At 44.9% G+C, this 16,068-nt stretch carries 9 protein-coding genes; 2 read left to right on the top strand and 7 right to left on the bottom strand.

Features of this window, described 5'->3' with window-relative positions:
- Nucleotides 1–5: 5 nt before the first annotated feature.
- Both LN893_RS01905 and LN893_RS01900 read right to left on the bottom strand, forming a co-directional pair.
- Nucleotides 6–299 carry a hypothetical protein gene (locus LN893_RS01905; protein ID WP_229967744.1) on the bottom strand — a complete coding sequence of 98 codons (294 nt, stop codon included), beginning with the start codon at nucleotides 297–299 and terminating at the stop codon, nucleotides 6–8.
- Entirely contained in the window at nucleotides 286–582 is a 297-nt protein-coding gene (locus LN893_RS01900) for a hypothetical protein (RefSeq protein ID WP_229967743.1), read from the bottom strand. The genes LN893_RS01905 and LN893_RS01900 overlap by 14 nt, the downstream gene beginning before the upstream one ends.
- Nucleotides 583–1,095: 513 nt before the next feature.
- On the opposite strand from LN893_RS01900, the gene LN893_RS01895 reads away from it, so the two are divergent.
- On the top strand, nucleotides 1,096–3,588 hold the full coding sequence (locus LN893_RS01895) for a DUF5686 and carboxypeptidase-like regulatory domain-containing protein (RefSeq protein ID WP_229967742.1): 2,493 nt from the start codon (nucleotides 1,096–1,098) through the stop codon (nucleotides 3,586–3,588).
- Between the two features lie 87 nt (nucleotides 3,589–3,675).
- Here LN893_RS01895 and LN893_RS01890 read toward each other — a convergent pair whose 3' ends face one another.
- The 5 genes from LN893_RS01890 to LN893_RS01870 form a co-directional block, all read right to left on the bottom strand.
- Nucleotides 3,676–4,098 carry a hypothetical protein gene (locus tag LN893_RS01890; RefSeq protein ID WP_229967741.1) on the bottom strand — a complete coding sequence of 141 codons (423 nt, stop codon included), beginning with the start codon at nucleotides 4,096–4,098 and terminating at the stop codon, nucleotides 3,676–3,678.
- Nucleotides 4,099–4,292: 194 nt separating this feature from the next.
- The gene (locus tag LN893_RS01885) at nucleotides 4,293–7,487 is read right to left on the bottom strand and encodes an efflux RND transporter permease subunit (protein WP_229967740.1); all 3,195 of its coding nucleotides are present in this window, start codon (nucleotides 7,485–7,487) and stop codon (nucleotides 4,293–4,295) included.
- A gap of 30 nt (nucleotides 7,488–7,517) precedes the next feature.
- Nucleotides 7,518–8,663 (bottom strand): efflux RND transporter periplasmic adaptor subunit, encoded by a 1,146-nt coding sequence (locus tag LN893_RS01880; protein ID WP_229967738.1) that lies wholly within the window; start codon nucleotides 8,661–8,663, stop codon nucleotides 7,518–7,520.
- A gap of 18 nt (nucleotides 8,664–8,681) precedes the next feature.
- Nucleotides 8,682–10,010: a TolC family protein gene (locus LN893_RS01875; protein ID WP_229967736.1), complete on the bottom strand. Its 1,329-nt coding sequence runs from the start codon at nucleotides 10,008–10,010 to the stop codon at nucleotides 8,682–8,684.
- Between the two features lie 138 nt (nucleotides 10,011–10,148).
- Entirely contained in the window at nucleotides 10,149–10,727 is a 579-nt protein-coding gene (locus LN893_RS01870) for a TetR/AcrR family transcriptional regulator (protein ID WP_229967734.1), read from the bottom strand.
- An 823-nt stretch (nucleotides 10,728–11,550) separates the two neighbouring features.
- Between LN893_RS01870 and gltB the strand changes: the two genes are divergently transcribed.
- Nucleotides 11,551–16,065: a glutamate synthase large subunit gene (gene gltB / locus LN893_RS01865; protein ID WP_229967732.1), complete on the top strand. Its 4,515-nt coding sequence runs from the start codon at nucleotides 11,551–11,553 to the stop codon at nucleotides 16,063–16,065.
- Nucleotides 16,066–16,068 lie beyond the last annotated feature (3 nt).

Raw genomic sequence — 16,068 nt, 5'->3', positions numbered from 1 at the left:
TATCCCTATAAAACAGCAACGGCAATTAAATTTACGCCAAAGCCAATTCCACAGTTTGTCCATATTTTGCGAGATTTTATCTTTTTGGCCCGCTGTGTATACCCTGCTCTGTAATCTGGGTCTTTCATCTGCTCATGACTAGGATAGTCCAGGTTCGACTCCTGAGGCTTTGCTGAAGAGCAGATAATGGCAGGAAATAACCCTATTAAAGGGGAGACCAAACTTGTGACCAGTGTACCTGTGCTGGCACCAGTATAGACTTTTGTAATACCTGTTTGCATCATGCTACCCCTGTACATACAAGCCATCTTTGCTTGCACCCAAAGATACCACATCTTCCACGTCGTAAACTTCTACCGTGCCGTCTTCAAAAGTGATTTTTAAAACATCTGCCTTCGACATGGTATAGATAGGACCCTCTAAGCTTTCATACCGTTTGTACTTGATCTCGGTCTGGGATATTTCAAGTACTTTCAACTTCACATCTTCACCATTTTTCTTTGTGACAATGTCTTGTGCAAAGCTGGCGTTGGAGGCACAAACAATAAAGAATAGCAGTAACAGGAATTGGTTTGCTCTCATAAAGCATTCAGATAAAAGGTTGGACTAACTGTCAAATTTATAGTCTGTTATAAATATAAGCAAGAAATAATATAGAAATTAAAAGATAAATCAAAACATTATTTCTGCATAGTTATAGTTTAAAATCAGATGCTGATTTTTTGTTCAGCAGGTAACTTTTGCACAGCAATCATATATTGAAAGGTCATGATCATTTTTTGCTTAAAGAATGTATTGATTAGCCTGTTTTGCGATTCTAAAACTAACTCTTGCACTTGAGAAATCAGCATTAAGCAATGGAGATGCTCTCTACACAAAATAGCATATGAAAAGGCTTTTGAGATACTGCTCTTTTTTTGCTTTGAAGCGTATAAGTTGTTAGTATATAGTAGCTTGCTAGAAGTTAATCTCCTTTGCCCATTTCCTTGGGACCTCAAAAGTCTAACATTAGAAAAACTTTAATTTTTCTTAATTCTATTAAATAGCTTTTGTTTAAACTTCGTTCTACCTTTGCGACCGCAAAATTTGAAAGTATTGAAAAATTATATAATTTTCCTGGTTGCACTATTTGGTGTGCTGGGAGCACAGGCGCAAACGCGTGTTTCTGGTAAAGTGACAGACGCCGTCACAGGCGAGGCTCTGCCATTTGTAAGTATCTACATTAAAAACACCAGCCTGGGCACTACTACGGACGATACAGGTATTTACAGCCTGCGTTTGGCTACAATCCCCGATTCTATCACTGTTTCGTTTATGGGATATATTACCCAATCAAAAGCGATCAGCAAAGGAACTCCCTCTCAGGTAATTGATTTCCAGTTAAGGACAAATGCTTTAAATCTTCAGGAAATTGTTATCAGGCCTACAGAAAATCCTGCGTTCAGGATTATGAGGGAGGTGGTAGCGCATAAAAAAGAGAACGATAAGCGTAAACTGATGGCTTATAACTACGAAGCCTATACCAAAATGCAGTTTGAAGTAGACAACCTTGCACCTAAAAAAGTACATAAGGTGGGGCTGCGTTCTGCGCTCTCTTCTATGGTTGATTCTTCTATGTATATAGCAGGAGAAGACGGTAAAAAAATGCTTCCTTTCTTTATGTCGGAGTCGCTTTCTGATTTCTACTATAACCGCGACCCGAAGAAGACGAAAGAGATTATCAAAGCCTCCAAGGTTAGTGGTATAGGCATTCAGGATGGCTCATTGGTTACGCAAGTCATTGGTTCCAATCACCAGGACTACAACTTTTATATGAACTGGGTAAGTGTGCTGCAAAAGAACTTTGTCAGCCCTATAGCCGATGGCTGGAAAGGCTATTATGAGTATGAATTGCTTGACAGCCTTTATGTAGGAAATAACTGGTGCTATAAAATAAAAGTTGATCAGAAAAGAAAGCAGGATCTGGCTTTTAACGGCCATATATGGATTGCAGCTGACTCCTATGCATTGCGCAAGATTGACGTAACGATTAGCAAGTCAGCGAACATAAATTTGGTTGAGAGTGTGCACCTGGTGCAGGAGTTGCTTCCTGTGGGGCAAGGGGCTTGGATACCTGCTAAAACGATGGCCACCATGAAAATTGCGAAGCTAAGCGAGAAGCGTCCTGGTATTGTTGCTAAAGTAACTACCTCTAGTAAAGATGTACAGGTAAACAATGAAAAAGAATCATCTTTCTTTCAGCAGTCGATAGAAGTAACCGCAAAAGCGAATGCTGATACTAAACTATTTTGGGAAGAAAAGCGCCATGACACGCTTACAGTTTCAGACCAACAAGCCTATGCCTTGATAGATTCCATTCGTTCTTCGCCCAAGGTTGAACGCCTGACCAATTTAGTAACTGTGCTTGCCACAGGGTATAAAAAAGTAGGTAAAGTAAGTTTAGGAGCGTACCCTTATACCTATGCCTATAACAACATTGAGGGGCACCGTTTTCAGGCAGGGTTAAAAACAAACATTAACTTTAGCGATAAGTGGGAACTGAGTGGGTACACAGCCTACGGCACAGAAGATGAGTGCCTTAAATACAGAGCTTCTGCACGCTATATATTTTCTCGAAAACACTGGAGCGAAATGGGTGTCAGCAGGAGCGAAGACCTGCAACAGGTTGCTTTACTCAGCGATCGGTTGAACAGTAGCCCTTTTTATGTCGGCTTCTCCCGATTCGGAGAATTAGAGATGCCGATGTTGATCAAGGAGTCAAATTTTTACCTGCAGCGCGATCTGATACGAGGAGTTACCCAGCGCATTGCTATCAGCAATAAAGTTTTTCAGCCACAGTATGATTTTGGCTACTATACAAGCGGGAAGGAACAGCCGCTGAACATTGCGAAAGACTTCAATACAACTGAACTCACGTATTCAGCCAGAATAGCTAAAAACGAGGTCTTTGTGCAAAACGACAACGAACGTATTAGCCTGGGCAATGGAAGTTGGCCTGTGCTTACGTTTAAGTACACGCTTGGACTGAATAATGTGATAGGCTCCAGTTTTGAATATCAACGTGCAGATGTAGGTATTAGCCAAGAGTTTGTAATGGGGAGTTTGGGAAATGCTAACTATCGCATTGATGCAGGTAAAATTTTCTCGGCAGTACCTTATCCGCTGCTGGAAGTACATTTGGGCAATGAAACTCCTTTTTATTACGACCAGACATACCAGTTGATGGATAACTTTGAGTTTGCAAGCGATTCATACGCCTCGCTACATTATGAGCAGTTTTTTGAAGGGTTGCTGATGAACAGGCTCCCGCTGATTAAGAAGCTAAAATGGAGAACGCTTGCCACCGCCAATGTACTGTATGGTAACCTTAGCGAAAAGAACCTTTCAATTTTATCACCTACAGGAGCTAACGGAACTCCGCAGCAAACTTTTATGACGCTTGGAAGTAAGCCATACGTTGAGGTGGGTTATGGTATAGAAAATATTTTCAAGGTACTTCGTGTAGATGCTTTCCATAGATTAACTTATTTAAACCAGCCTGTTACCAGAAAATTTGGTCTGAAGTTTTCGGTACAGTTCAAATTGTAAAACAGGCTGTATAGCAAAACAAGAGCCGCTATAGCATTCTGCTGTAGCGGCTCTTGTTGTTTTAGAAGTGTTCTGAAAGAACTGTTGTTATTCTTCTCCTCTGGCAAATCGTACTTTTATACCCCAGCTTCCTCTGAGAGCAGGAACATCATTACCTAAACCAATAACGGCTACTTCTGAGTGGAAACCGAACATCTTACGCTCAAACGGAAAAACGGTAAGCCCAACAGGTAAAACAAAGCCCTGGAAGTTGTTTCCTCTAAAACCCAAGCCGCTGTACATGTAGTAGCTGTCTTTGTTTATAAACTTATAGTTCAGAGTTAGTTCTGCACTTAAATCTCTTGTTAAGACATCTGTGCTCAAACGTAGATCAGGATGGAATCTGTTGAAGTCGTAGGAAACAGAGGCAAACGGCAAACTAGATTGGTGATAAGCTGCATTAAATTGACTAAACGCTTTACCTCCTGTTAAAAGAAGAGCGAAGAGAGATAAGATGTAGCATTTCTTCATGGCTAAAAGTTTGTTTTAGCCATGAATATAGCCTAAAGATTTAGCGGCTCAAAATAAAATGTTTAAACTTTGTTTTGGTGCGGCAGCTTTAAGATGCCTCATAGCAATTGTGTTACAACCATATAGAGTAACAAAAAAGCTCTGACCATATCGGCCAGAGCTTTTTCAAATTTAAAGATACAGTTTAGGTGCTCTTAATGAGGATTTACATACTCAGGATCGCCTCCCTCATCAGTTTCTGGTTTATAGTTGGCTTGAAGTTCTGCCAGTCCTTTTTTACCATATGCCAGCCTGGTGATAACTACATACAACACAGGAACTATGAAGATAGCCAGGAATGTCGCGGCTAACATACCGCCGACTACCACCCATCCTATTGTCTGGCGTGATACAGCTCCAGCGCCTGAGGCCAGCACCAAAGGAACAACACCAAGTATGAAGGCAAGCGAGGTCATAATGATCGGGCGCAGTCGGAGCTTTACAGCCTCTATGGTGGCCTCGATCAACTCCATGCCACGGTCTACACGCTCTTTGGCAAACTCCACAATAAGGATGGCGTTTTTAGCGGCCAGACCAATCAATGTAATCATACCAATCTGCGCGTACACGTTATTGTCCAGCCTTGGCAGGAAGGTAAGAGCAAGTATGGCCCCAAACATTCCCAGCGGAATCGCAAACAGGATAGAGAACGGAACCGACCAGCTTTCATACAGCGCTGCCAAAAGGAGCAGTACCAGAATAATGGAAAGTGAGAACACATAGATCGTGCTGTTACCCGCTGTAAGTTCCTCGCGGCTGAGGCCTGAGAAGTCGTAGCCATAGCCTGTAGGAAGTACTTCCGCTGCAACCTCTTGTAGTGCCTGCAGTGCCTGCCCGCTACTATAACCAGGGGCAGCGTTACCCATAATTTCTACAGAGCGGAACAAGTTATAGTGTGAGATTACTGAAGGGTTTTCAACTACTCTATAATTTACTAAAGCACTCAGCGGTACAGATTCTCCCAGCCTGTTTAGCACGTAAAACTGGTTTAGCCTGTTTATGTCCATTCTGAAAGCAGTATCAGCCTGTGCTACCACACGGAAGTTACGTCCGTAGCGAGTGAAGTCGTTGATGTAACGGCTACCCATGAACGACGACATGGTGCTGTAAATGTCTGATATGGATACACCCATTCGCTTCGCCTGCTCACGATTTACCTCCACATGGTAACCAGGAGTATTGGTGTTAAAGAAACTATAAGCCATCGCAATCTCAGGGCGCTGATTCGCTGCGCCTAAGAACATACCCATTATGCGCTCCATTTCCTTTATATCGCCGGCAGAACGCTGCTCCAGCATAAAGCTGAAACCACCTGACTGGCCAAGGCCTGGAATGGCAGGGGGAGATACCACCCGTATGCTTGCCTCTTTTATGCTTGCAAAGCGCTGATTTAACTCTGCCATTACACCGGCTAGCTGCATGGAAGGATCTTCGCGTTCGCTCCACGGCTTCAGCTGCAGGAAGAAAGTTCCTGAGTTAGACTTAAAGGAGAAGTTAATAACGTTCAGACCAGAAATGGACGTATTGTTTACAATCGCAGGAACATCTGCGAGTATATCGCTCATCTGCTGCATAACCGCTTCCGTCCTGTTAGCAGAAGCACCTTCAGGCAGCTCTATTGAAATAAATAAGCGGCCTTCATCTTCCGTAGGAATAAAGCCTGTAGGTTTGGTGGCAAATAATCCAATCGTACCAACATAAAGGCAAACCAACAGAATCAGCACTAACGGTGCAGCCTTTATACTTTTGCGAACACCACCAGAATAAGACTCTGTAGTTCTGCCGAACCAGTTGTTAAACTTGTAGAAGAACTTATTAAGTCCCCTGGAGTTCTTGTTCACATTCATTGGCTTTAGCATCAGCGTACATAGTGCTGGTGTCAGGGTAAGCGCAACAAATGCCGAGATCAATACTGAGATGGCGATGGTGATGGCAAACTGTTGGTACAGTCGCCCTACGATACCAGGAATAAAGCCTACAGGTATAAATACCGCCGCCAGAATAAGGGCAATTGCAATTACAGGTGCAGTGATTTCTTTCATAGCCTTGCGTGTTGCTTCCTTCGCTGAGAGCCGTTCGTGGTCTATATAATGCTGCACTGCTTCTACCACCACAATGGCATCATCTACCACAATACCAATTGCCAGCACGAAGCCGAACAAAGTTAAGGTATTGATAGTGAAGCCAAGCGGTATGAAGAAAATGAAAGTACCAATAATAGAAACAGGTATAGCAAGGATAGGCACTAACGTGGCACGCCAGCTCTGCAGGAACAGGAACACAACTATAATAACTAGAATCAGGGCCTCCACTAGAGTATGTACCACTTCATTGATGGATACCTGCACTACTGAAATCGTCTCAAAAGACACCACATAGTCTACGTCGGCAGGGAAGGATTTTTTAAGCTCATCCAATGTGGCATAAATACCTTCTGCGGTTTCCAAGGCGTTACTGCCTGGAGCCTGGTAAAGGAGCAACATGGCCGCAGGATCACCGTTTATTTTGGATGCTCTGCCATAGTCAAACCTTCCGAATTCCACTCGGGCCACATCCTGCAGGTATACAATAGAACCCGTTGCAGGATCGGTACGAATTACAATGTTTTCAAACTCCTCTGGGGTAGTCAAACGTCCACTCACAGTTATCGGGTACTGGAATGCCTGTGTGTTCTCCTGTGGCTTGCCGCCCACTGTACCCGCGGCTACCTGTAAGTTCTGCTCCTGTACAGCTGCTATAACCTGGTTAGAGCTTATGCCATACTGCGCCATCAAATCTGGCTGTAGCCATAGACGCATACTAAAATCCTGGCCCAGGGCACTTATATCGCCTACACCCTGCACACGAAGCAAGGCATCGCGCACAAATATGTTCGTATAGTTATCCAGGTACTGAATATCGTGCGTGCCTTTAGGGGAGTATATACCAATCACCATCATGATGCTTGGGTTACGTTTTCTTACCGTTACACCCAATCGCCTTACTTCTTCTGGTAGGCTTGGTTCCGCGATACTGGCACGGTTCTGCACATCCAGCGTGGCTATGTCAATGTCGGTTCCGATCTCGAACACCACGCTCATGTTCATCTGACCTGTACTCGTGTTGGTAGAGGTGATGTAAGCCATGCCTGGCGTACCGTTAATCTGTGTCTCCACAGGAGTAGCCACCGTTTGTTCTACCGTCTGCGCATCGGCACCTGTATAGTTGGCCGACACGGATACCGTAGGAGGCGAAATATCGGGATACTGCGTAACGGGGAGGTTCATCATAGCCAGCACACCCACCAGTACGATCACTATGGAGATCACAATGGAGGTGACGGGCCTTCTTATAAATACATCTGATATCATGTTTCTTAAGAGAATCTTGCTTCGTGAAAATTATCTTGCTGCAGCAGGTTGAGCAGGGGTGGCTTGTGGAGCACCTACTTGTACTTTGGCTCCCTGGCTAAGGCGCTGTATTCCTTCAACAACTAACTGGTCGCCTGGCTTTACTCCTTCACGCACCACAATGTCGCTGCCAAACCTGGTGCCCAACTGCACGTTCTGCTGCACCACTGAGTCGCCCTGAATTTGGTAAACATAGTATTCGCCTAGCTGCTCTGTTACTGCTCTGAACGGAATAACTGGCTGTGTTCCTATATCTTGGTTTAGTACTTGCACGTTCACCGTCATGCCTGGAATAAGTTGGCGCTCAGAGTTAGGAAACTGTACCCGTACGGTTATAGAGCCTGTTTGGCGTCCAACTGCGCGATCAATGGCCAGCAATTTTCCTGGGTAAGGATATTCCCTGCCATTGGTAAGCTTGATGGTGAAAAGAGAATCAGGTTGTTGCCCTTGCTGCAAGTCGGCAAAACGACCTATTTCCTGCTCGTTTATCACGAAGTCCACCGCAATAGGATCTACAGAGGAAATAGTGTTTAAAGTAGGCTGGCCAGGGGAAACCTGCGCACCCACCCGCACCTGCGAAATACCGATGACACCTGTGAAAGGAGCCTTTATAAGCGAGTACTCTAGGTCGGTGGACGCACTTCTCACCTGCGCCTGGGCCGATGTAACCTGTGCTTGCGCTGTCTGTACATCTGTGCGTGCATAGTCTACCTGCTGCCTGGCAATGGCATCACGTTCAGCTAAACGCTCGTAGCGCTCCAGGTCTTTCTGTACGCGTGCCAGATTGGCTCGGGTGCTCTGCAGGTTAGCCTGCGCCTGCTGGTAGGCAGCCTGGTATTTGTTTCTGTCTATTTCGTATAGGTTTTGGCCTTTTGTAACGCGCTGTCCGTCCTGCACATAGATGTTCGAGATATAGCCTGCCACCTGAGGGCGAAGCTCCACTTCATTAATTGGGACAACACTGCCTGGGTAAGTGTCGGTGCCTGTTACAGACTCAGACTTTACAGTATAAGCTGTAACAGGCACAGCGGCTGCCATTGGGTTCTGCTGTTGCTCTGCAGCCTGGTCTCCGCCGCAGGATGCCAATACAGTGGAGCACAATACGGCTGATAGCAGCCAAGTATAATTCCTTTTCATTCTGGTTTATTAGCTGTTTTAATTAACGTCTATAGTTCCTAAAGCTCTTTCGTAGTCTAGCTTGTTCGCCAGCACATTAAACAAGGCATTGTAGTAGTTAAGCTGCGTGGTGCGCAGGTCTGTCTCTGCTACAATCAGATCGACATAGGCTTTTATTCCTTCGTCGTACTGTAGTCTGATAATGTCGTACACCTCCTGTGCCAGCTCTAAGTTATTTCTGAGTGTGATCCAATCGTTGTAGCTGCTCTTATAGTTAGCCAGCGCAGTTTGGTACTCCGTATTGATGGCTTTGCGGGTATTTTCGATTTCAATGTCGGCACGTGTTTCCTGCAGCTGGGCTATCCGTAGGTTCTGTATTCTCCTGGTGCCCTGAAATACAGGTATAGCCACACGTAGACCGACTGCTGAGGTAGGGTAAGTAGTACTGTAAAGCTCAGAAAACTCGTTGTTGAAGAACAGCCTGTTATGATTGATATAAGTGGAAACCGTTGGTAAAAAGCCCCACCTACTATAGCTGGTGTTCAGTCGGAGCAATTGTCGCTGAGTCTGTAACTGCTGTAGCTCAACTCTGTTCCCGAACTCTGGAATAGCAGTGGTATCTATCAATACAGCCTGCTGCATGACATCATAAGCGAAACTCAGGCTCAAGTCCGACTCAATAGGGTAACCCATCAGCTGTTTCAGCAGTGCCTTTTTAGCGCTTATGGCCGCCTGCGCCCGTTTACGGTCGCTGCGGATATTAGCCAACGTAATGGCAGCCCGTTGATAGTCTGTCTTGTCTACCAAGCCTACCTCATACCTGCTTCGTGCATCTTGGTACTGCTTCTCCTGCCTTGCCAGGTTTTCATCCAGAATCCTGATCTGTTCCTGCGTAAGTAAAATATCATAAAAAGCTTTGCTCACATCCACCACCGTATTAATCTTGGTGTTCACGGTGTTCAGGTCTAGCTGCTCCCTTTGGAATCGCGCTGCTTTGGAGGCTAGGAGCAAATCGCTGCTAAAAAGGGTTTGGTTTGCTTCCAGCAGCAGGTTAGAGGTATACTTCTGACCGAGCGTTACAATCTGCTCTCCAAAAGGCTGTTGCTGCAGTTGTATATTGTGCGTGCCACCGTAGCTGGCGCTAATTTGCGGAAGCCAGCCTGATAGGCTGGCATTGATTTGCCTCTCACCAATGGCCTCGTCTATGGTTGCCTGTTCCACAGCCGCTCTGTTATTCAGCGCATACTCCACACACTGCTCCAGTGTAAGTTGCTGTGGTGCGGTAGCTGGGGCTGTTTGGGCCATTAGCAGCGTGGGAGACAGGAGGCATCCCAGCAGCAATGGCTTTAAACGATCTACTAATTTCATATATTCTGATAGTACCTTTTTGTGTTTCGAATTTTATCTGGATTTGCTGGTTTAGATGCTTTTCACGGGCATAATAATCATAGTTGCTATTTAAGTTAGATTTGTTTTATAATGATTTGAGTGAGATGAACCAACTGGCTATCTGTCGCGCTTCACAATACCATCCCAAACTATCTGCTGTATAAGTTTCAATGCTTCTTCGCTTAAGCTGATGGTGCCATGAACATGTATTTTAGCTGTGGAAATGATATTCCCGTGCACCATAACACCTAATACCTGCGGGTCTACTTTTCTGAGAATTCCTTCGTTTACTCCTTCTTCAAAAAATGAGAAAATCAGGTTTAGGTATGGTTTGAAACCACCGCCTTTCTTTGTAGAGTTATAGGGGGAGTTTACAAACTGCTCGTAGAATTTAAGCACGTTTGGGTTCTTGATATAGAAGAGGTACAAACTGCGCCAGACATTGAAAAATCTGTCCTGGTAGGGCAGGGTCTTGTCATCGGCCTCTTTTAACACGTTCAACCGTTGTGCTTCTATACTTTGAAACAACTCGCAGATAAGGCTATCCTTGCTTTCGAAGTAATGATATATAGTGCCTGCAGCAACTCCAGCTCTCTTGGCTACCATGCTCATAGGCGTGCCATGAAAACCGTTTTCATTCACTAGTTCTAGTGTGCTTTCGAATATGGCCTTTTTCTTTTCTGCTAACGGCTCCATTGCTTTCCTCTCTATTGAATGTTCATTCGGTTTGCAAAGGTAGGAATCTATCTTGTGAAAGAAACAGATTATTGAAAAAATAATGTACGAACATCAATTAAGTTAAAGCGACAGTTACAAATAACTATGGTGTGTTTGTTGCATAGTTTTTTTGCTATCATAAATAATTGCCTTATTAATAGGTACTATGTTGGTTAATAGTTGCTTAGGAATAGGTAGCTTCAGAAATGTAGTTAGCAAGTTGTTTGATAACCAAATACCTAGGAGAGTTTTAGGAGTGATGTCTGTTTTAGAATAATATCTCGTATAACTTATTATAATTTCAATGTTTTTAAAATTATGTTGTCAGTTTAGAAATTTTTATTTTTTGGCTTAAAACTTAATTTTTTGTTTTTGCCCCCTTTATGGCAAGTAGGAGTGGTTCTTATTTAGATGTTTTTAACTCAGTGCCCCCTTTTATGAATAGGGGGTAAGTGTAAAAACTATAATCTTGTGCAATTATAAAAATGCAAATTTGTATACAATATATTTCTATTTAAGCTGCTAATAGGCCCTTGTATTTCCATTTTTTAAAAAAAAGTGCTAACTTGTTGAGCCAATTCATACAAAACGCTGTTTATGATATTGTATTGAATCTGATTCGCGCTACGAAATGTACTTTTCACTAAAAGCCATTGTAAACGTTACGAACCTGTATTTTATGTGCAGTTCAACAATTACAATGATGTTTAAGAGTTAGAGGCACCCATCCAAACTTAATACTTGTTAAACGTTAACCGCCCAACCCTGTGTTGTGGTAAAATAACTGTATATACATCATACAATGAAAAAAGAACCTGTAAAAGACCTTTATATTCCTGAACTTGAACATGATGCCTGTGGAATAGGCTTTTTGACAAACTTGAAGGGAAGAAAAACGCATGCCACCATTGCAGATGCACTTATTATGCTTGAGAACATGGAGCATAGAGGTGGCTGTGGCTGTGAGCCAGAAACTGGCGACGGAGCGGGTATTCTTTTCCAGTTGCCACACCAGTTTCTAAAGGAAGAAACCTCAAAACTAAATATTGCGCTTCCTGAACCTGGCAAGTACGGTGTGGGTATGGTTTTCTTTCCTGCTGAGGCTGAGGTAAGGGAGCAGTGTAAGCAAATATTGCAGGAGGCTGCTGATAAGCTGAACTTAACTATCTTAGGTTACAGAGAACTGCCTGTAAGCCGTAAAGGTTTGGGTGCAACAGCGCTAGCTAACGAGCCAAATATAGAACAACTTTTTGTGGTGCACCAGGATACTACATTGGATGCCGATGCTTTGGAGCGTAAGCTGTACGTGTTCAGGAACTACACCACACACACCATTGGCAGTACCATAGATGCATCACTTCACGATTTTTATTTTGCCAGCTTATCGGCACGTGTTATAGTTTACAAAGGGCAGTTACGTACCGACCAGGTTAAAACGTATTATCTTGACTTGCAGGATGAGCGTGTGGTGTCTTCGATAGCCTTGGTGCACTCTCGTTTCTCTACCAATACTTTCCCGAAATGGAAACTGGCACAGCCTTTTCGTTTTATTGCTCATAACGGTGAGATTAACACCATTCGTGGCAACGTGAACAAGATGAAAACGAAGGAAGTGCTGATGGAGTCTTCGCTGTTCACGAAAGAAGAGCTGAACATGCTTCTTCCAATCTGTGATTCCAGCCACTCCGACTCAGCTAACTTTGATAGCATGGTGGAGCTGCTGGTTTTAGCTGGACGCTCGTTGCCGCACGCTCTCATGATGATGGTGCCGGAGGCATGGGAGTACAATTACCTGATGACCCCGACGAAGAAGGATTTCTACAAGTACCATGCTTCATTGATGGAGCCTTGGGATGGCCCTGCTTCTATCTGCTTTACCGATGGTAAGATAGTAGGTGCTATGCTCGATAGAAACGGCTTGCGACCGTCGCGCTACTGTGTAACAGAAGACGGAACTGTTATCATGGCTTCTGAGGCGGGTGCCCTTCCTGTAGATCAAAGCAAAGTGATCTCCAAAGGTCGTTTGCAGCCAGGAAAGATGTTTTTGGTAGATCTGGAGCAAGGCAGAATTATCAGTGATGAAGAAATAAAAGAGCAGATTGCCAGCCGCAATCCTTACCGCGAATGGCTGCGCTTTAAGCGCCTGAAGCTGCGTGAACTGTTGCCGCCAATGGTGCCTGCGCTTGAGCTGAATGAAGAGACACTACTGCAACGCCAGCAAGTATACGGTTACTCTGCCGAAGATTTGAAGATGATTGTAGGCCCAATGGCAGAAAGCGCGAAAGAGCCAGTAGGTTCTATGGGTGCTGATACGCCTTTAGCCGTGCTTTCGACGCAGAGCCAGCATTTGTCGAACTACTTTAAGCAGCTGTTTGCCCAGGTAAGTAACCCACCCATCGACCCAATCAGGGAACGAATGGTAATGTCGTTGTTTACGCGTGTGGGTATGGGGCTTAATATTCTGGACGAAACACCAGAACACTGTAAGCAGGTACACATTTCGCAGCCCGTGCTTTCGCACGAGAATATCATTACACTAAAGCAACTGCACAAGTATGGCTACCGACACAAAGATATTTCTATTGTGTTTGCCGCCGATGGCGAGTCAGGTAGGTTAGAGGAAGCCGTTGACAGAGTGTGTGCAGAAGCTGAACAAGCTATTGCAGACGGATATAATATCTTAGTTCTTACAGATAGAAATGTAGACAAAGGACAGGCTCCTATGCCTTCATTACTGGCTACAGGCGCTGTACAGCACCACCTGATCCGTAAGCGCATCCGTACGATGGCGGGTATTGTGGTAGAGGCTGGCGATGTTTGGGAAACACATAATTTTGCAACGCTTATAGGTTTTGGCGCGAGTGCGGTACACCCTTACATGGCCTTCGAAACAATTCTTTCGCTTAATAAAAATAAGCAACTGCAGAAGGAGGTAAGCGATCAGCAGGCCATGCAGAATTATATTAAGGCTGTAAACGCTGGATTGCTGAAAATCATGTCTAAAATGGGCATTTCTACGCTGCAGTCTTACCAGGGCTCCCAGATATTTGAGTGCCTTGGCTTAGGTGCTGAAGTAATAAATAAGTGTTTTGAGGGGACTATTTCGCGTATTGGAGGCATTGGTTTCGATGGCATTGCGAAAGAAGTGCTTGCGCGTCATCGTTACGCATTCCCGCAGCACGTTTCCTCCAGATTGCCTGTAGGTGGCTTCTATCAGTGGAAACGCGATGGCGAATTCCACCTGATGAACCCAGAAACAATTCACCTGCTGCAATATTCTACCAAGCGCGGCGATTATGCGCTTTATAAGAAATATGCACAACTTATAAATGACCAAAGCGAACGTGTATGTACGCTCCGCAGCCTGCTGGACTTTAAGCAGCGTGAGGCTATTCCTTTAGAAGAAGTAGAGCCAGTAGAAAGCATCATGAAGCGTTTTGCCACTGGTGCCATGTCTTTCGGGTCTATCTCTTATGAGGCACACAGTACTTTGGCTATTGCCATGAACCGCATTGGTGCAAAGAGCAACAGCGGCGAGGGTGGCGAAGACGAAGTACGCTTTGAGCGTAACCCGAACGGCGACTGGGAACGCTCTGCTATAAAGCAGGTGGCGTCGGGCCGTTTTGGTGTAACAAGCTACTATTTAACCAATGCTGATGAACTTCAGATAAAAGTGGCGCAAGGTGCCAAGCCTGGCGAAGGCGGTCAATTACCAGGTGATAAAGTAGATGATTGGATTGCCAAAGTGCGTCACTCTACGCCTGGTGTAGGCCTGATATCGCCTCCGCCACACCACGACATCTATTCTATAGAAGACCTGGCACAGCTGATCTTTGACTTAAAGAACGCCAACAGAGAAGCTCGTATCAACGTGAAACTAGTTTCTGAGGCTGGTGTTGGTACAGTAGCAGCTGGTGTTGCGAAAGCAAAGGCTGATGTGATCATGATTTCTGGCCACGATGGTGGAACAGGTGCTTCACCAATCAGTTCTATTCGCCATGCGGGTATTCCTTGGGAGCTTGGGCTTGCAGAAGCGCATCAGACCTTGGTAAAAAATAACCTTCGTAGCCGTGTAACGCTGCAAACTGACGGACAAATCAGAACAGGCCGCGACCTTGCCATTGCTACGTTGCTTGGTGCTGAGGAATGGGGTGTGGCAACAGCTGCCCTTATTGTGGAAGGCTGTATCATGATGCGTAAGTGCCATCAGAACACTTGCCCTGTAGGTGTGGCTACACAAAATCCTGAGTTAAGAGCATTGTTCACAGGCAAACCAGAGGATGTAGTAAACCTATTCAACTTCCTGGCTGAGGATATGCGAGAGATTATGGCATCGCTTGGCTTTAGAACAGTTGACGAAATGGTGGGCCAGGCCGATGTGCTGAAGGTGAGAGATAACATTACCCACTGGAAAATAAAAGACCTGAACCTAGCACCGTTGGTGTACAGACAACCAGAATCTACAGGCACAGGCATTTATAAGCAGATGGAGCAAGACCATGTGCTGGAAGAAGTGCTGGACTGGAAGTTGATTGATGCGGCTCAGGAAGCACTTGAAAATGCGACACCAGTTCAGGCAAGTTTCGTGTTAAAAAACACAAACCGTTCTATAGGTGTAATGCTTTCGAATGAGGTATCTAAGCGCTACAAAGGCGTTGGATTGCCAGCCGATACCATTCACCTGAAGTTCAGGGGTTCTGCTGGTCAGACTTTTGGTGGCTTTGCGGCCCCAGGCCTGCATCTAGAGTTGGAAGGAGAGGCCAACGATTACTTCGGTAAAGGGCTTTCTGGCGGGCACCTGGTAGTGTATCCTGATAAAGAGGCTAACTTTAAACCAGAGGATAATATCATTATCGGTAACGTAGCGCTTTACGGTGCTACTTCTGGTGAGGTATACATAAACGGTATGGCTGGTGAGCGCTTTGCCGTTCGAAACTCTGGTGCCAATGCCGTGGTGGAAGGTGCTGGCGACCATGCCTGCGAATATATGACGGGTGGTGTAGTAGTGGTGCTTGGCCCTACAGGCAGAAACTTTGCGGCAGGTATGAGTGGAGGTGTGGCTTTTGTATATGACCCTGAGGAAATGCTGCGTGTTCGCTGCAATACCGAAATGGTTGATCTGGAGCAAGTGGAGTTAGAAGACCACATGTTGCTGCGTCAGCTACTAGAGAACCAGGTGAAATATACTGGTAGCCAGTTGGCCCAAATCATATTAGATAACTGGGAAATTGCACTAGCCAGCTTCACGAAAGTAATGCCGAGAGAGTACAAGGCTGTACTTTCTAAAAAGAAAAATTCATTGAAACAAGCCGTTTAAGAG

The organism is Pontibacter harenae, assembly GCF_020907245.1.
Lineage (GTDB): Bacteria > Bacteroidota > Bacteroidia > Cytophagales > Hymenobacteraceae > Pontibacter > Pontibacter harenae.
The sequence above is the reverse complement of the archived record's forward strand: the minus strand, read 5'-3'. Positions and strand labels throughout refer to the sequence as shown.